11 protein-coding genes are annotated in these 17,488 nt (G+C 59.1%); 5 read left to right on the top strand and 6 right to left on the bottom strand.

What is annotated here, in order from left to right:
* Positions 1-4 precede the first annotated feature (4 nt).
* Positions 5-892, top strand: a complete 888-nt coding sequence (gene mmsB, locus PspCFBP13508_RS20800) for a 3-hydroxyisobutyrate dehydrogenase (protein ID WP_042608810.1) — start codon at positions 5-7, stop codon at positions 890-892.
* Between the two features lie 227 nt (positions 893-1,119).
* Here the strand turns inward: mmsB and PspCFBP13508_RS20795 are convergent, their stop codons facing one another.
* On the bottom strand, positions 1,120-1,470 hold the full coding sequence (locus PspCFBP13508_RS20795; RefSeq protein ID WP_016770579.1) for a cupin domain-containing protein: 351 nt from the start codon (positions 1,468-1,470) through the stop codon (positions 1,120-1,122).
* 42 nt (positions 1,471-1,512) lie between these two features.
* Positions 1,513-2,451 carry a LysR family transcriptional regulator gene (locus PspCFBP13508_RS20790; protein ID WP_137215565.1) on the bottom strand — a complete coding sequence of 313 codons (939 nt, stop codon included), beginning with the start codon at positions 2,449-2,451 and terminating at the stop codon, positions 1,513-1,515.
* 215 nt (positions 2,452-2,666) lie between these two features.
* Here PspCFBP13508_RS20790 and PspCFBP13508_RS20785 point away from each other — a divergent pair, with 215 nt between their 5' ends.
* Entirely contained in the window at positions 2,667-3,428 is a 762-nt protein-coding gene (locus PspCFBP13508_RS20785) for a sulfite exporter TauE/SafE family protein (protein WP_137215564.1), read from the top strand.
* On the opposite strand, the gene PspCFBP13508_RS20780 is transcribed toward PspCFBP13508_RS20785, so the two are convergent.
* The gene (locus PspCFBP13508_RS20780) at positions 3,418-3,732 is read right to left on the bottom strand and encodes a putative quinol monooxygenase (RefSeq protein WP_130910271.1); all 315 of its coding nucleotides are present in this window, start codon (positions 3,730-3,732) and stop codon (positions 3,418-3,420) included. The genes PspCFBP13508_RS20785 and PspCFBP13508_RS20780 overlap by 11 nt on opposite strands.
* Before the next feature lie 181 nt (positions 3,733-3,913).
* Here PspCFBP13508_RS20780 and PspCFBP13508_RS20775 point away from each other — a divergent pair, with 181 nt between their 5' ends.
* The 3 genes from PspCFBP13508_RS20775 to PspCFBP13508_RS20765 all read left to right on the top strand — a co-directional run bounded on the left by PspCFBP13508_RS20775 (position 3,914) and on the right by PspCFBP13508_RS20765 (position 6,521).
* Positions 3,914-4,504, top strand: coding sequence for an NAD(P)H-dependent oxidoreductase (locus tag PspCFBP13508_RS20775; RefSeq protein ID WP_042608814.1), 591 nt, complete (start codon positions 3,914-3,916; stop codon positions 4,502-4,504).
* Positions 4,505-4,612: 108 nt separating this feature from the next.
* Positions 4,613-5,524 carry a LysR family transcriptional regulator gene (locus PspCFBP13508_RS20770; RefSeq protein WP_039759645.1) on the top strand — a complete coding sequence of 304 codons (912 nt, stop codon included), beginning with the start codon at positions 4,613-4,615 and terminating at the stop codon, positions 5,522-5,524.
* Between the two features lie 103 nt (positions 5,525-5,627).
* Positions 5,628-6,521: an NAD-dependent epimerase/dehydratase family protein gene (locus PspCFBP13508_RS20765; RefSeq protein ID WP_137215563.1), complete on the top strand. Its 894-nt coding sequence runs from the start codon at positions 5,628-5,630 to the stop codon at positions 6,519-6,521.
* Positions 6,522-6,621: 100 nt separating this feature from the next.
* On the opposite strand, the gene PspCFBP13508_RS20760 is transcribed toward PspCFBP13508_RS20765, so the two are convergent.
* The 3 genes from PspCFBP13508_RS20760 to PspCFBP13508_RS20750 are packed head-to-tail and all read right to left on the bottom strand — an operon-like array spanning position 6,622 to position 17,482.
* Positions 6,622-9,474, bottom strand: coding sequence for an RHS repeat-associated core domain-containing protein (locus PspCFBP13508_RS20760; protein WP_137215562.1), 2,853 nt, complete (start codon positions 9,472-9,474; stop codon positions 6,622-6,624).
* On the bottom strand, positions 9,471-13,919 hold the full coding sequence (locus tag PspCFBP13508_RS20755) for a SpvB/TcaC N-terminal domain-containing protein (protein ID WP_137215561.1): 4,449 nt from the start codon (positions 13,917-13,919) through the stop codon (positions 9,471-9,473). Before PspCFBP13508_RS20755 ends, PspCFBP13508_RS20760 begins: the two co-directional genes overlap by 4 nt.
* Entirely contained in the window at positions 13,916-17,482 is a 3,567-nt protein-coding gene (locus tag PspCFBP13508_RS20750) for a neuraminidase-like domain-containing protein (RefSeq protein WP_137215560.1), read from the bottom strand. The genes PspCFBP13508_RS20755 and PspCFBP13508_RS20750 overlap by 4 nt, the downstream gene beginning before the upstream one ends.
* Positions 17,483-17,488: the final 6 nt, after the last annotated feature.

Here is a 17,488-nt window from a genome sequence, read left to right as displayed (position 1 = left end):
GATCATGAAAATCGCATTTATCGGGCTGGGCAATATGGGCGCGCCGATGGCGCGCAACCTGATCAAGGCCGGCCACTCGTTGAACCTGGTCGACCTGAACAAAACCGTGCTGGCGGAACTCGAGCAACTGGGCGGCACCATCCGCGCTTCAGCCCGCGAGGCGGCGGAAGATGCCGAACTGGTGATCACCATGCTCCCGGCGGCTGTGCACGTGCGCAGTGTCTGGCTGGGTGAAGAGGGCGTGCTTGCCGGCATTCGCCAAGGAGTGCCGGCGGTGGATTGCAGCACTATCGATCCGCAGACCGCCCGCGACGTCGCAGCGGCCGCCGCCAAACAAGGCGTGGCCATGGCCGATGCGCCGGTCTCCGGCGGCACTGGCGGCGCGACGGCCGGAACGCTGACCTTCATGGTCGGCGCTACCCCGGAACTGTTCGCCACTCTGCAACCGGTGCTGGCGCAGATGGGCCGCAACATCGTGCATTGTGGTGAAGTCGGTACCGGCCAGATCGCCAAGATCTGCAACAACCTGCTGCTGGCGATTTCGATGGTCGGCGTTAGTGAGGCGATGGCGTTGGGCGATGCGCTGGGGATCGACACCGGCGTGCTGGCCGGAATCATCAACAGCTCGACCGGCCGCTGCTGGAGTTCGGAGATGTACAACCCGTGGCCGGGTATCGTCGAAACGGCGCCCGCGTCGCGCGGTTATACCGGCGGGTTCGGTGCGGAGCTGATGCTCAAGGATCTCGGCCTGGCGACGGAAGCGGCGCGGCAGGCGCACCAGCCGGTGGTGCTCGGCGCGGTGGCGCAGCAGTTGTATCAGGCGATGAGCCAGCGCGGTGACGGCGGGAAGGATTTCTCGGCGATCATCAATAGTTATCGCAAGCCGCAGTAATCGCGATCAAACCTTTGTGGTGAGGGGATTTATCCCCGCTGGGTTGCGCAGCAGCCCCCTGGATTGTGTCAGGTAAACCGAGTGCTCAGGGTTTGCGACTGCTGCGCAGTCGAGCGGGGATAAATCCCCTCGCCACAGGTTTTAGCAACGCCGGGACATTTGCCGGGAAATCACGTCGGGTGATTTCCCGGCTTTTTTGTGCAGGAAGAAAAACATCGCAGCCTTTATCAGGCGAAGACGAAGTATTTGCGCACGGTCTCGACCACTTCCCACGTGCCCTTCATGCCCGGCTCAACGACGAAGATATCGCCGGCGCGCAGGTGGATCGGCGCCATGCCGTCCGGGGTGATCACGCAGTAGCCTTCCTGGAAATGGCAGTACTCCCACTTCACATAATCGACGCGCCACTTGCCCGGTGTGCAGATCCAGGTGCCCATGATCTTGCTGCCGTCTTCGCTGGTATACGCGTTGAGGTTGACGGTGTGCGGGTCGCCTTCGAGTTTTTCCCACTTGCAGGCGTCGAGTACCGGCAGCGGGTGGGTGTCGCGCAGAACGGTGATAGGGGCGGTCGCGGTCATTAGGGACTCCGGGCAAGTGGACTTGAGAATTGAAGTCGCACCCTATAGCGCCCGGTTGTCGCTCAGTTGTCTGGGGTCGACATCGGAGTGCTCAGAAACGCGCGCAGCGGTAAGTGCTTGTAACAGCGCTTGGGCGTAACCCGGCAGCGCGGCGAAGCCTCTCGCGCAGAGCAATAACCTGCGGCGCGCCCACGGTTCATTGAGCGCCACACATTTGAAGTGTTCGGCCTTCGCGCGTTCGACCGCGGCCAACGGCACGATGGCCAGGCCGGCACCACGGGCGACCATGCGCATTGCGCCATCAAAGCCATCGGCGCGAATGCGCACCTGCATCCGCGCGCCGCTGTGCAGCGCCTGTTCTTCCAGATAGATCGCCAATGCGCTGTCGGCGCTGAGTCCGACAAAGTCGTGCTGCAACGCGTCGCTGAAACTGACCTCGGCGGCGTCAGACAACGGATGATCGAGCGGCAGAATCAGCACCAGGGGATCGTCGCGAAAAGCCTGAGTCTGTAGGCCGTTGGTGTCGACCGCGTCGGAAACGATGCCCAGATCCGCTGCGCCTTCACGCAAGGCATGGGTGATCCGCGCGCTGGGCAGCTCCGTTAGATCGATATCGAGGTTGGGATGGCTGCGCAGGAAATCGGCGAGCACTTCTGGGAGGTACTCGGTGATCGCCGTGGTGTTGCACAACAGCCGCACCTGGCCTTTCACGCCTTGCGCGTAATCGGCAAGCTCCTGCTGCATGCGTTCGGCCTGTTGCAGAAGGATGCGCGCATGCCGGGCGAGGGCCTTGCCGGCAGGCGTCGGGGTGACGCCACGGCGGCCGCGCTCGAGAAGTTCGGCGCCCAGCGAGGCTTCCATCGCGCGGATTCGAGCGCTGGCGGCGGCGAGGGACAAGTGGCTGCGCGCGGCGCCGGCGGTGATGTTGCCGGTGTCGAGGATGTGCAGGTAGAGGCGCAGGTCGGTGAGGTCGAAGTGCATGGGGTTTGCCTCTGGTTTTGCGGTGGCTGGGCTGGCCCTTTCGCGAGCAGGCTCGCTTCCACAGGACTCATGTACAGCGCAGATCCCGTGTGGGAGCGAGCCTGCTCGCGAAGAGGCCAGATGCCTCAACGCCGATGTCAGCCTCTTGCAAAGGAAGAGGCTGCCTCAGTATATGGCAGATTTTCCCCCAGCCCGGATCAGTGCACATTACCCCAATGCACACACTAACCTACTTCCAATCCCTCGGCCTGACCCTGTCCCTGCTGGTCATCGCCACCTTCTTGCTCGCCGGCACGGTCAAAGGCGTGATCGGCCTCGGCCTGCCCACTGTCGCCATGGGCCTGCTCGGTCTGGCTATGGCGCCGGCGCAGGCAGCCGCGCTGTTGATCATTCCCGCGACCCTCACCAACCTCTGGCAACTGGCCTTCGGCGGGCATCTGCACGGGTTGATCAAACGTCTCTGGCCGATGCTGCTGCTGATCTTCCTCGGTACCGGCATCGGCACCCTCTGGCTCGGCATGTCCGGCGGCCATTGGGTGGTGCGCGGACTTGGTGCGGCGCTGTTGCTGTATGCATTGAGCGGACTGTTTCTGTCGACTTTGCACGTCAACCTGCGTCATGAGCGCTGGCTCGGCCCGCTGTGTGGCCTGATCACCGGCGTCATCACCTCAGCCACCGGCGTCTTCGTGATTCCAGCGGTGCCGTACCTGCAAGCACTGGGGCTGAACCGCGATGAACTGGTGCAGGCGCTCGGTCTGTCCTTCACCGTCTCGACCCTGGCGCTGGCCGCTGGGCTGCTCTGGCACGGCGCACTCGGCGCTGGCGAATTGAGTGCCTCGCTGCTGGCGCTGATCCCGGCCATGCTCGGCATGTGGCTTGGCCAATGGTTGCGTCAGCGCATCAGTGCGGTGCTGTTCAAGCGCGTGTTCTTTATCGGACTGGGCGCGCTCGGCGCCCATTTGCTGATCAGCGGCTAGCCGACGATTCGCTGAGCATGTCGATCGCGCGGATATCGAAATCGCGCTCCAGATAGTCCATGCGCCTGGCGAAAAACGCTTTCATGTGCGGCAATGCCGAGTGCTCATCCAGATGCGCCTGGCTGGCCCAGATTTCGTAGAAGATAAACAGCGTCGGATCCTGCTGGTCGCGCAGCATGTGGTACTCGATGCAGCCCGGTTCGGCGCGGCTCGGCTCCACGTAAGCACGGAACAGCGCTTCGAATTCGGCGGATTTTTCCGGGCGGGTCTTGGCGTGCAGGATGAAACCCTGGCGTTCATTCATCACAACTTCCTCAAAAGCAGAAAGCGGCGATGCTACGGCAACAATTGGCGATCGATTCGTGCGTTTTGATCAAATGTATTTTGCGTCGACGTGGCTGTTTCCGCGCGAGATCGATGGTTAATCTGCGGCCATTCCAATTCCTGTTTCAATCCAGCCTTGAAGGCTGCGCCGAGGTTTTCCGATGAAGAAAGTGCTGTTGCTCAATGGCGGTAAAAAATTCGCCCACTCCGATGGCCGCTATAACACTACCCTGCACGAAACCGCGCTGAGCGTGCTCGATCGCGGCGGTGTCGACGTCAAGACCACGTTTATCGACGAGGGCTATGACGTTGCCGAAGAAGTGGCCAAGTTCCTCTGGGCCGACGTGATTATTTATCAGATGCCGGGCTGGTGGATGGGCGCGCCGTGGACGGTGAAAAAGTACATCGACGAAGTCTTCACCGAAGGCCACGGCAGCCTCTACGCCAGCGACGGTCGCACCCGTTCCGATGCTTCGCAGAAGTACGGCAGTGGCGGTCTGATTCAGGGCAAGCAATACATGCTGTCGCTGACCTGGAACGCGCCGCAGCAAGCCTTCGATGATCCGACGGATTTCTTCGAAGCCAAAGGCGTGGACGCGGTGTACTTCCCGTTCCACAAGGCCAACGAATTTCTCGGCATGACCGCGCTGCCGACCTTCCTCTGCGTTGACGTGATGAAGCGTCCGAATATCGAGAATGATGTGGTGCGCTATGAGCAGCATCTGACTGAGGTGTTTGGCCTCAAGGCTTGAGGCTTTCAGGCTAATATCGGGGTCATAGCAAAAGATCGCAGCCTGCGGCAGCTCCTACAGTGGGCATGGCGACTGGCTGCGATCTTGGCGATTTGAAAGAGGGAACCCGTGAAAGCCAGATCCGATGAGTTGCAGATTTTCGTCTGCGTGATCGAATGCGGTTCGATTTCCGCCGCCGCCGAGCAGGTCGGCCAGACGCCGTCGGCCGTCAGTCGCACGCTGTCGAAGCTCGAAGCCAAGCTCGACACCACGCTGATCAACCGCACCACGCGGCGCATGGACCTGACCGAGGAGGGCAAGTATTTCTTCGAACAGGCCAAGCTGATTCTCGATCAGATGGATCAACTCGAAGAGCGTCTGTCTTCGCGCCAGCAAACTCCCTCCGGGCGCCTGCGCATCAACGCCGCCTCGCCGTTCATGCTCCACGCCATCGTTCCCTACATCGACGAATTCCGGCAGCTCTACCCGGACATCCAACTCGAACTCAACAGCAATGACCTGATCATTGACCTGCTGGAACAAAGCACCGACGTCGCCATCCGCATCGGCACCCTCGCCGATTCGACGCTGCATGCGCGTTCGCTCGGTTGCAGTCCGTTGATGATCGTCGCTAGCCCTGCTTACCTGAAAAAACACGGCGCGCCCCGGCAGGTAGCAGACCTGAGCGAACACACGCTGCTCGGCTTCACCCACAACGAAGGCCTCAACCAGTGGCCGCTGCGCTATGTGCATGGCGACCGCTGGCCGATCAGCCCGGCAATCAGCGCTTCCAGTGGTGAGACCGTTCGCCATCTGGCGCTGGAAGGGCAGGGCATTGCCTGTCTGTCGCACTTCATGACCATCGACGACATCCGTGCCGGGCGCCTGAAAGTCCTGCTTGGTGAATTCAACAGCGGCTACCGTCAGCCGATCAACGCCGTGTACTACCGCAACTCGCAACTGGCGTTGCGCATCCAGTGCTTCCTCGACTTTATCCAGAGCAAACTCGCCGCCTACGCCAGCGCCGAATTCAAGGGCTGATTCGTGATCCCTGCGCAAGAGTGAATTGGCCTGTGGCGGGTTTTTCGCCGGGGTTCATCGGTCGATACTCGCTGCATCACTTATTCACGCAGGGAGTTTCTCCATGAACGTATTCGTTACCGGCGCTGCCGGTTTTATCGGCGGTTCCATTGCCACCGGTCTGGTGCAGGCCGGGCACAAGGTTACTGGTCTGGTGCGCAGCGCCGAGCAGGCTGACGAAATCAAAGCGTTGGGCATGCATGCGGTAATCGGCACCCTTGATGACAGCCAGTTGCTGGCGCAACAGGCCCGTGCTGCCGATGCCGTCATCAACGCTGCCAGCAGCGATCATCGCGGCGCAGTGGAGGCGTTGCTCGGTGCTTTGCGTGGCTCGAACAAAGTCTTTCTGCACACCAGCGGTTCGAGCATTGTCGGCGATGCTTCCGGCGGCAAATCCAGCGACGTCATTTACTACGAAGACAACCTGCCGGAACCGACCGTCGATAAAGCCGACCGCGTTGCCATCGACAATCTGGTGCTCGCGGCGGCGCAGGATGGCGTGAACTCGGCGGTGGTCTGCAACACGCTGATCTACGGCCACAGCCTGGGAGTGAAACGCGACAGCGTGCAACTGCCGCGACTGCTCAAGCAGGCGCGTAAAAGCGGCGTGGTGCGTCACGTCGGCAGCGGCCAGAACATCTGGTCCAACGTGCACATCGAAGACGTCGTCGCCCTGTATCTGCTGGCGTTGACCAGGAATGTGCCGGGCACGTTCTACTTTGTTGAAAGCGGTGAAGCCTCGTTCATCGACATGACCACCGCCATGGCCGAAGCCCTCAATCTGGGCAAACCGCAAGACTGGCCATTGCAAGACGCCGAAGCCGAATGGGGCTATGAAATGGCCAACTACGGCCTCGGCTCCAACAGCCGGGTACGCGGCAAACATGCCCGCGAACTGCTGGGCTGGGTGCCGAAGCGTACGTCGGTGGTGGAATGGATTCGTCGAGAAATGGTGTGAGCGGCATCTTCCGATGCTGCAAGGGGCATCGGGCAGACGAATCTGCCCGATGCTGCCAAGCCCTGCGCCATTGTCTGAGCCGGTACAGGGCGTTCTCCGATTAACCGGAAATATGCCTTCGGCGAGAGGTCCCGGTGTGGCGCCCTAACGGCAGGATGCCGGTGGCAACAGTGACAATGTCAGGGATGATGCCAGTGCAGTTGCCACAAGCCGGGAAATCCTGATTGAGTCCAGGGTTAGTCAGTTTCTGGACAAAAACGACGCTGTCCGACAGCGCTCGTTTGAAGCCCGACGAATCGAACTTTCCGTCCCTGAGAGGCAATTTATTGGCAATGTCGTTGACGGTCTGCACGTCAGCATGCAAGCCGGCAACGCCTGCGCGGATCGGGATTTCGGGATGTGCCCGAACATGATTCATGATCAGTTTCATTGTTTCCGGATGCAGAATCACCCCGTTGCGTTTGTACTCTTCACGCAGGGCCGACTTGAACTGTTTCCTCGCCGTCACCGAATACGAACCCAGATCACCCGTGGGCAGAAAGTCATTGTCTTTCCTCGATTGCGGATCCTTGCGAACGCCTTCAAACGTTGGAATCTGCAGATTCTGGGGGATTTTTGTCGGCATTGAGGTAATGCCCGGAAAAACATTGTTTCCCGATGGGCTGCCTTGAAAATTATGAAAAGTAGCCATTTCCGAAGAAGCGCCGCGCATGACGTAACTGGCATGTGCGATGTATTTTTTCAGGTTTTTTCCGCTGGGCGGGCCAGGGTCGGACTCGGATCGCTTATGCGCTTTTTTTCTGGATTTGGCCTTGGCCCTCGGCTCGGGCGGGGCATTTTCGGCTTGCGTACCGGTCAACCACCGGGTTTTTGCCGAGAACCTGCCGTAGGAAGTGTTCGGTTGATCGACCAAATGAGCGAGAGGGGCTCGTTCGATCGCGCTGGCGGGAATGTCCAGATGGTTCAACGATTCGTACTTCTGCAGGCCGCCGTGATCGCTGTACCTGATCGGGTTGTTGCCCACCATGCAAAACAGGTTCAAGCCGTCGACGGTTCCGGCCGGGTCCGCACTGATCCAGCGTTGCAACCAAGGGGCGTAGTAGCGGTGTCCGTAGTAATAAAGACCGCTGCTGTCACGTTCCTTGCCCGAGTGGCGCACCGTTGTGTATTGCGCCTCGATGACTGACCGCGCGGCGCTCCAGGCGGTACCTCCAAAAGGGTAATAAGCTTCCTGGCTGATCAGATTTGCGTCGTCATCAAGCTCCAGCATGCAGGATCCACAGGGTTCGTCCAGGCTATAGCGCAGTTGCTGGCGCGGGCTCATGGTTGCAGGCTTGCCCTCGGTCCAGTGCAGATAACGGATGCTGCAACGACCAGCCTGCAGAGTAATGACTTCCAGGCGCTGTTTGTTCTGTGAACGCAACTCCAGTCCCGGCAGATAAACCACCTCATCGCGATGGGTAAGCGTTCCGCCGTGAAACGTGCGGGATTTGCGCACTCGCTGGCCGCTGCTGTCATAGGTGTAGCGTTCCTCGTCATTGACGCCGTTGGCACGGCTGACCAGTGTCACGCCAGCCAATTGGCCCAAGGCATTCCATTGCAGCGGCTGACCGGGCTGCAAGGTCAGCAGATTTCCATGGACATCCGAGTTCATGACCGTGTCGGTGGCCGGGTCGCCCTGGTTCCAGGCAACAAGACGATTGCTGTCTTGGGCGATGTTCAGGGTTCTCGTGTATTGATTGCCATCGCGAACATGGCGCAACGTCGTCAGGTTGCTGCCCGTGTCGTAAGCAAAATGCTGGGTGTAGTTGAACAGCTCTCCGACCCCGATGGTCATGCTGGCTGCGGGCACCAGTTTCGGCTGCGTGATTGCTGCCTGTGCCTCGCGGCCGGTGGCACTGGTCAATTGGTAAAGGCTGTCATAAGTGAAGCGGCTGACGGCCTGTACCTGTTGATTGTTCGCGAAGCTGGCGGGCTGTGCCTTGTCGGTAATGGACAAGACGTTGCCCACTGCGTCGAAGACATACTGCAAATCCTGCAGGAGCCGGCCAGCCTTCGAGGCACTCAGCTCACAGAGGCGACCGCTGGCCATATCGTACTTCGCGCGATTGATCACGCCGTTTGCCGCCCGTTGGGACTGGATCTGCCCGAACGCGTTGTACTCGATGTCGCTGATGATCACGCGTTCGACGGGCTGGTCGGCGACTTTCAGATGCAGCGTTTTGAGCTGCCCTGCGACATTGAAGCTGTAGCGTTGGCTGTGGCCTTTCGCATCGGTCTGTTTGAGCGTGGTACCGCTGCTGTCGTACTCCCAGCGTGTGGTGTGGCGTCGATCCTCAAGCAGGGCGTCACGTTGTTCGACGGTGTCTGGCCAATCGGGCAATTGTGCAGCGATCAACAGTTGCCGTGTCTGGTCGGACGGTTCTGCGCACAGCGCGTAGGCATTGCTCGACAGCGTGCCCGCACTGTCATCGTGACGCACCAGCCGGCCGCAGCAATTGCGCTGTGCGGAGTCGGCAGAACTGTCACCATAGGTGAAGCGTTCGGCAACGCGCATGGCTTGACCGGGCGATTGTTCATCGACCCTCACAGGGCGTAACTGCCGATCATATTCCATGTTCCAGACGCGGCCGTGTTGATCCCAACGCCTGCCAGCCTGGCCGGTGGCCTGAGCCAGCGAAAGACTCCATCCGGAATCGACGCAGACAACGCCCAGTGGCGTGCCGGTCAGCGAGTACGACATTGTGCGATTAGGCGTCAGTTTTCGTGCGTCTTGTCTGGCATCCCATTGCTCGATCAGGCGCCCGGCAGTGTCGTAGGTTTGCCGCGTGACCCTGGGAGTTGCGGGTACCTGCGACTCACTGCTGCGGTAATAAGCGACGTGGCGCACCATCAGCCCACGGCTGTCGACGACGCTGACGTCAGGTGTCTTGTTGTGCAGGCGGGCGCTCATGCTTGCACTCCTTTGGAGGTGGCGAGCAGCACTTCCTCAAGGGTGTCGTTCTCGTCTTCCATGACTGAATACCAAGGGTGATAACGGCGGCGACGCAGGTATGAAATCGCGCCCTGCTTTGCCAGAAGTGTTTTGGTCGGCCGGCCCAGTGCGTCGTAATGCTGAAGGTCGTAATGGTCCAGTGTGCGCATCGACGTATCGTTGACGTAGCAGTGCCGATCGGCGAAATACGGTCGATAGATGCGGATTGGCAGGCCCTTGCAGTTGTATTCCTGCCTGCCGGTGACGCACCAGCGTGTGGTTGTGGCGCGTTCCTGCGCGACATCGTTCTCGAGGACGAGCCGGTTGTCGTCGCCGACGAAGTAGGCCATTCCCGGATCGACCTTCTGTTTGCTTTGCAGCTCCCGGCCGAAGCCATCAAGGCACGTCAGGGAAATGCGGATCTGCTGCTGATCGCCGGGATAACGGTCCGCACTCAACATGGCGGTGTGCACGGGCTCGCGATGTGCCTGCGTAATCAGTGCTGCAAGCTGTCGCGCGTCACCGTTGAGCCGAGCGCCACTGGTGGTCAGTTCGCGGGCGCGTGTGCAGATGTGGCCGTCGGGCAACAGTAGTCCCTGTGCTACGCAGCGCTTGAACCATTCACTGTCGCGCCGTGCGTTTTCGTCGATGCGGCCCATCCAGCTGAACACATCGCTGGCGGCGATACTTGCAGCGTTCTGCAGTGCGCCCTGCGGATCGGCAATGACGCTCGACGGTGTGAGCGCGTCCGGTCGTCGGTAGCTGCTCAAACTGGCGAATCCGACCGGTCGGCCCTGCTCGGTTCCATGCACACTGCTGGCAATTACCTGACCGAAAGGGTTCACCAGCACTTCATTGATATTGCCATTGGCGTCGGTGATCTGCGTTGGCGCCATCACTCGATAATCGTAACTGGCCCGGGTGGTGCAGCCATCCTCCTGACGAATGCCCAGCACACAGCAGTGATACGCATCATGCTCTACGGTCACCCGACCCTGGAGTGCGGTGGCTTGCAGGGCCTGGGGTTTATGGAAGCCTTTTCCCGAGGCTACGTTCACGAAACCGCTCCTGACCGACCAGAACCTGTCTTGCGTCCCGGCGGGCGCGAGCCAGTCGGTCATGCGCTCATAGCCAAAACGTGTCATCAATGCGTCGTCTGGCTGGAGATCGGGCGCCAGCGTGTCGAAAGCGCGCAGAGCAGATTGATCAAACTCAGCTGTTTCGACGTAGGCGCCAATGCCGGCAAATTCAGCCACGCCGTCGGGCAATACAACGCCGGTCCGGGCGTTTTGATAGCGTTGTACCGACAACCCGGTCAACACGCCTTTCTTCGCAACGCCAGAGCCGATGAGCCATTTCTCGAACTTTTCGTAACTGATGTCGCTTGGCTTCAGCCCATCGACCGCCGTTGACTTGCCAGCTTCGTATGCCTGGCTGCGCTGGCGCCAAGGCAGGCCGAGACGCCAGCCCTGCGCGTCGGTGAGGTGAATGTATCGGGCACGGTTCTCACTGATGTAGAAGCGCTGTTGCGCCGGGTCGTGGGCATCTTTCCACCATTGGTATTCATGGCTTTGATCGAAGGGGGCGGTGTCACTGGCGGTCAGGCGTCGGGCGTAATGGATCTGGAAACTCTGCTCTATGGCGCCGAACCGGTCCCGGCGGGTATTGATCGTGTGCACGCATTGCGGATCTGCAACGAAGCCGTCGTAGTTGTAACTGATCGATTCGAGTTCCAGGGGCAGTACCCGGATGTGGTCTCGCGCAACCTTTTGAGGGGTCAGCAGGCGCACTTGGTAGCGGTGTTCTTCAACCTGCAACAGCTTGCGCGATTTCGACCCGGCGCCGAGATCAAAGACCTCGCGCCGCAGCAGGCGGCCGCACAGGGCTCTGGCAATCGCCCGGCGGGTAGCCTCATCGCTCGCTTCGACGGCGAGTTCTTCTTCTCCCTCATACCGACTCACATAGACTTTGCCCAAGCGCTGCGCGTCTTTGTCGGACGCGTCGTAGCCGCGGCGCGACGGCTCGCCTGGCTGGCCGGTATGAAACCATTGGCGGGTCCTGCCTGGCGGCATGAGATCGGCGCTGGACAAGGCTTCGCTGCTGTTTTCGATCAGCAGTCCGAATCCGCGCAGTTGCCGCTCCTTGCTGTCGTAGTAGCCCTGGCGGTAGCTGAAACGTTGAGTCAGCTGGTTTTCAGTGATTTCATCCCGTTGCGTCTGGCTCCTGACCAGATGCAAGGCAAAGGGCAAGTGGCAGGTCAGGTCGACCTTGTTCCCTTTCATGCGCTCGGTTTTTTCGTCCAGCCATTCCTGCGCGGAACTGCGGTAAGCGATGCTCGTGGACTGTCCCATGTTGTTGTTCGAAGTGGTCAGAAGGTAGGGCTTGTGCTGGACGAAGTCATAGCGCCAGTGATGTGGAGAATGGCCAGGCGCATGGATCACCAGGCTGGAGCAGCCCAGACCACGGGTGTCCACCAGATCGACACGGCACAGATCATCGAAGCGCCAATTCTCGGGCCAGGCCAGTGTCACTGCTGAATCGAAGCCGTGGCCGGCGCGATTGCTGAAGATCAGCGCGTGTTCGGCTGTCAGGTAAATCAGATCTGCCGCGCCCGAACCGTCCAGATCCGCAAGACGGATGCGCGAGGCGTCGAAGGATTCCCGCGCACGCCCCGGCCAACGCAAAACCCGACCCTTGCCAAAACGTCCGCGGCCCAGGTTTGGCCACACTTTGATTTCATTGTGACGGATGCGTACCAGATGCTGCTGGCCGCTGCCAAGCAAATCGCTGAACGCGACCAGCTCCTGCTTCGAATGGCTGAAAACCGGAAGGTTATCTTCGTCAGCGGAGCGGGCGACTTCATGGGCAGCGCCGAACCCGTCACTGCGCTGGTTGGCGTACAGCCGGATGCTGCGTGGCCCGATCACGGCCAGATCGGCCAAGCCTGCGCCCATCAGATCGGCTTGATGTGCCTTGTCGTTGAAGAAGTCCAGAGGAAACGAATCGAAAGCGCTGAAACCGGTCCACGAGCGGTTCGGCGCCATGGAGAAAAAACCGCTCATGGCCGGTTGCGCAATGACCCAGTCCAGGCGTCCGTCACCGGTCAGGTCGGACAGCGATTGCCGGGATGTTCCGTTCAACACAGGCATGGCGGGCAGAAGCTGCCCTTCGCCGTAAACGACTTGTTCGCTATTCGGTTTTCCGCGCAGCGGCTCACGGTAGCGCCAATGATCATGCTGCTGGTAGAGCAACCCTGGCAGGCCTTCGCCATACAGATCGACCCACTCCATCTGGTGGCTGGCCACTTTGGGCATCTGGCTGAAAGGCTCCCAGGCAGAGGGCGATGGTCGCAGTGCAAATTCGCTGTAAGTGAACTCCACAGGCGGATGACTTTCGGGCGCCGGCCCGTCAGCGAATGCCTGCTGATGAGCTGCCGAGAGCAAATGGTAACCCGCCTCGGTCTGCCGGTAGTCGAGCAGCAAGCGCCGGACCAACTGCGGATCCTCACCCAGTTCGTTGGGGAACCAATGGAACATCAGAATCTGCCGGCACAAGCGCTTCGTGCGCAACTCAAAGCCGTACGCGTAATCAAGAACGTGATCGTCGCGATTGACCGCATTGCCAGAGGCATAATCGGGTTTTTGCGAATACCCGGTATGGCGTCCTCCGTAGTCCAGTATCAGTTCAAAATGCCAGCGCACGGCCTCCAGACGCTTGGGACGCCACAGATACAGGTGTTGCTGGGATTTCTCGTTGCCATAGCAGACACGGCTCAGATAACGCTGTGCCGTTGTTTTTCCATCTTCAATGTCGGTCTGATAGTCATAGAAAATGTGCTCGCCTGAAGCGTTGACGCTTTCCTGCAACAGCCATTCACCGACACGCAGTGGATCCGCAGGGTCGGCCCGTCGTGCGATGGCCTGACGGCCGAACAGGTGAAGGGTTCCGTCGGCACCATGAACCAGCCAGAAGCCGGCGCGGTCATCGTCGGCAGACCAATGTTCAATCCGGTCGAAAGCGCTTTCCACGCGAGCCAGATAGCGCGTAACCGCATAGCTTTTTTTTAGATCGAGGTCGTTGTACCGATCTTGTTTGCTCGATTCTGCCGGATACCACTCGACGCCGTCGGGGCCGGCGATTTCGTCCTTGCTGGTGTAGGTCGGCACGCCTTTGGCGGTCACGCGCGTCACCGCCGGTGTCGGCAGGCTCCAACCGATGCCGAACACACCGTTGCCTGCCGAACTCGAGTAGCCCAGGGTCAGGGACGGGTCAAACCCGCGCCCCGTCGAAATCGGCAACCCCAGCTGGAAACTGGAAGCGCCGGTCGGTCCGACAGGCCCCCAGCCTTTACCCACGCTTTGAATGGCGCCACCGCCCTTGGGCAACGCGGGAATATTGATGGACAAGGGCTCCGGGCGGCTCACTGCTGGCCTCCTGCCGACCTGGCCGTGTAGTTGATGTGTATGAGCACGTCAGTCAGCGAGTCGATGAAAGTCGTTTGCCCATCCTTATCGGACAGGCACAGCCGCCAACTGGAAATGGCGCCAGTGAATTCGAAGGGCAGGTAGCGCTCATCGTTGAAATTGAGAGTGAACAGGCCGTTATCGTCAACACCGGTCGACAGCGCAATGATTTCGTTGACCCGTTGGTTTCTCAGGATGGAGTCTGTTGCTGAGGTCAGTTGGACTTCGCTGGAGAGTTGCATCAGGGTCGCCCGGACGTTCTCGTACGGAGCGAGAACTGCCGGGAAGGAAACGCTGATGGTTTTGATCCGGCGCAGATAGTGATTCCTGTAATCCTGTTCGAACAGCTCTTTTGTGAGTTCGAAATCGCACTTGCCCGTGGATTTGAAAGTATTCAGGACGCTGTTCCAGTCTTCTTTTTTCCCGGTTTTGAGCTGATGCAACGACACGGTTTTGCGAATCTCCAGTTCCCGGTGATTGCGCCGCAAGTATTCAGCCTGCATTTTCATCAAAGCCAGCTTCAGGTGCTCTCCGGCTCCAAGCCCACGCTGATTGTTTTGCCAGGTGCCTTGCGGCAGGAACGTTGTGTTGAAATCTGCAATCTCGTATTGCCACGCGGCCTGCGCGTCCTGGCACAGCGCCAGTGTCATGTCGTAGGCCTGGCTGTAAAGAGGAGCAAGCTGCGTACCAAGCCACTGATACAACTGCGCCTGGGTGAAGCGCCTGCTGAGGAACTCGTGGTTGCTCCTGGCTTGGGACAATGTTGTCTGGGCCTGGCGAATCAATAACTCTGCGGCTTTCTGTTGTTCTTCCATCGATGTCAACTGGGAGGCAATCTGGGTCAACTCCAGTGCGGCCTGGTCGCGCGCAAGCGTCCATTCCTCACGTCGTCTACTGAACTGCGCCGTACGATCCAGATGGCTGGCTGCGGTTCGGTCAGCGGCCGCTCCGCCTTGGGCGAGTGCGGTCAAGGCATGCAGCGCGCCTTCCCAGCGCATGCCGCCATTGGCGAGGCCGAAGGTGTTTGGCGCCAGCATCAACGCGCCGGCACCGACCTGGGAGGCTAACGCCAGCTGTTCGGCTACACCGCTGCGCAAGTACAACTGACTGGCGCTGGCCTCCTCGACACTGAGGTCCTGTTTGAGCAAGCTTTCAAAATGTTCAAACCGCTGCTGCACGATTGTTTTGCCCACCAGCAGCGCTTTGTGATTCTGCTGCTCGGCGCGCAATGCCTGCGTCTGCAAGTCAACCGACAGCGACGCCAGTGCCCAGGCTTGCTGCTGCTGCACCTCCTGGAGTTGCGATTGTTCCTGACGCTCTATCAGCGACAGCAGCGTAATGCCGAACTGGATCAGGCTATCAACGGCGCTCAGCGCCTGCCCATGCATCACACTGAAGCGATAATGCGGGATCTGCGTCGAGGCAAAAGACGATCGCGTACCGCTCTCGCCACCGACGTTGCCGGCCTGCAACAGCGCGCGCGGCTCTTGAGGCGATTCGTACACGCGAACGAGTTTGCGTTTACCGGCGATGTCCAGACCATGCCTCAAGTTGTACAGGCGACTTTCCACCTGATCCCAGCGCTTGAGCAATTGCGGGTGGAAGGGAATATGCAATCTGGGTTTCGGCGAGATCTTGTCGTTCTCGCCAAGATCCTGTTCAGGCTGATCGGTTACCAGTTCGCCCAGTGTGATGCTCTGCCAGAGGGCGTTACGCCGGTTGATCACTGGCCGAGCACCGAGCAGATGTTGCGCTTGCAGATAGAGTGACTTCGCCTGGTCAAGGCTCTCGGTTGTCAGGCGGCGATAAGCCTCGTCAGCGCGATTGAGCAGTATGTCGACATAAAGAAAAAACACGGCCTTGCGAAAATGCACGCGATGGCTGAGCGCGATCTGATGCGGGTCATACGGATTGTTCTGCGCATAGGAGGGCTCTTCGACAGGACTCAGGGGTTCTGACTTCCAGTGCTGTGGCTGGCTAGCCTTGTCCTGCCCCCAAGGATCGAAGAGATAATTGACCCAGGTCATCGCCTCTTCGTAACGGTGCTCGGTATTCAATCGGGTCGCGACCACCCATGGCACGTATAAAAACAGTTCTGTGAAGTACTGGCCGTAAGCGCCATGAAAATCCAGCGCCTGCGTGGGGGATGAGCTCGGCGCGGAAAACTCGGATTTCGGTGAGTCGAGGTTGAACAGTTCGTCCAGACTGTTCTCCGCGCGCCGGATCATCTCGGAGGCGAAACCGGTATTGAGGCTGATCTGGTCATCAGCGTCTGGAGACGTTTTGCTGGCGTCGGGCTTGTACTGCAAAGTCTGCGACGACTCTTTAGTGGCAATCTTCCAGTCAGTGATCTTGTGGTTTTTCGCCATCAAGACTTCTCGGAGTGAAAGGAAGTCGATCGTAAGCTTCAATTGCTTCTTTACATAATCCTCCTTTGCACCGTTCTCCTTTGCATCATTTTCTGCGGTAGTTCCAGCGGTTATCGAAACCGAAAAATTCTTATCGATATCGCCAGTCAGGCTTTCCGCACCCAACGCAATTCCTATGGCGATCTTATCGTTCAGCTCATATGCGTAGATTTCGACGTATTGATTGAATCGCTCTGGTGTTAGGGCGTTCCAGATGCTCTCAAAAAAACGTTCAAGGCAGGTTGCCGGCAGGCTCCAGTTCCCGTCGATTTTGCGCCATGCATAATTGAGTTTCAGCTGCGGGTTGCTCTTGCCCGTTGCACTTTGATCTGCAAGCTGGCCGGGGTGCTGACGGTAACTTTCTGCCCAGAATATGAATAACCGATTGTTGAACCAGACGGGCCGAATGGTATGTTCGATGGCGTTCTGTGAAATCGGTACATCGGCTTTTTTCCATTGGCTCCAGGCCTGAGGTTCAGGACGCTGGCGCTTTTTCTTCCCTTCGCCGATCAGCTTCTCAGGTCGCTGCGACATATCGAGCGAGCGCCAATAGTAGCGATCAGCTGTGCGTGATTTGGCCAGCAGATAACAAACACCGTTAGTAACGTCATCGCCATCAATATAACCATTGAGGATTTTCAGGTTCGCCACTTCCTCAAAGCGCGTGAGGTAACCCAGTATCGCTTTATGCGCGGTCGCAGCGTCGAGCCGACCCTGCGTCAAGTCGTTTTCCAATTGGCAGAAATTTTCGCTTTTATCGATCCGCAATGCAGGGTCGAGATAGAGCGACGGGAAATACATCAGTTGCTGGTGGGCTGCCCAAGTGGAGTAGTGGCTCAAAATATTGTGCCACGAGGAACGCTGCTCCTCGGTCGGCGAATGATCAGAGGAATGACGAGTCATGATCAGTTCGATGTAGTGTTGAAGACTGGATATCGCGAAGCTTACCGGCGTCGTCGAGACATCGTGACTGACGAATGGGTCCAACAGGAAGTTATCGTAAAGCGTTTCAGCAGAAGTGTTTTTCGTTGGTCCGTCTTTCAGATGAAGGTAATAGGCTACCTGAGCATCGCGCAGGCCTTCCTCCAACTGCTTTTCCATATTCAGGGTGTTCATGTTCAG

It is taken from the genome of Pseudomonas sp. CFBP13508 (assembly GCF_005233515.1).
GTDB lineage: Bacteria > Pseudomonadota > Gammaproteobacteria > Pseudomonadales > Pseudomonadaceae > Aquipseudomonas > Aquipseudomonas mercuritolerans.
The sequence above is the reverse complement of the archived record's forward strand: the minus strand, read 5'-3'. Positions and strand labels throughout refer to the sequence as shown.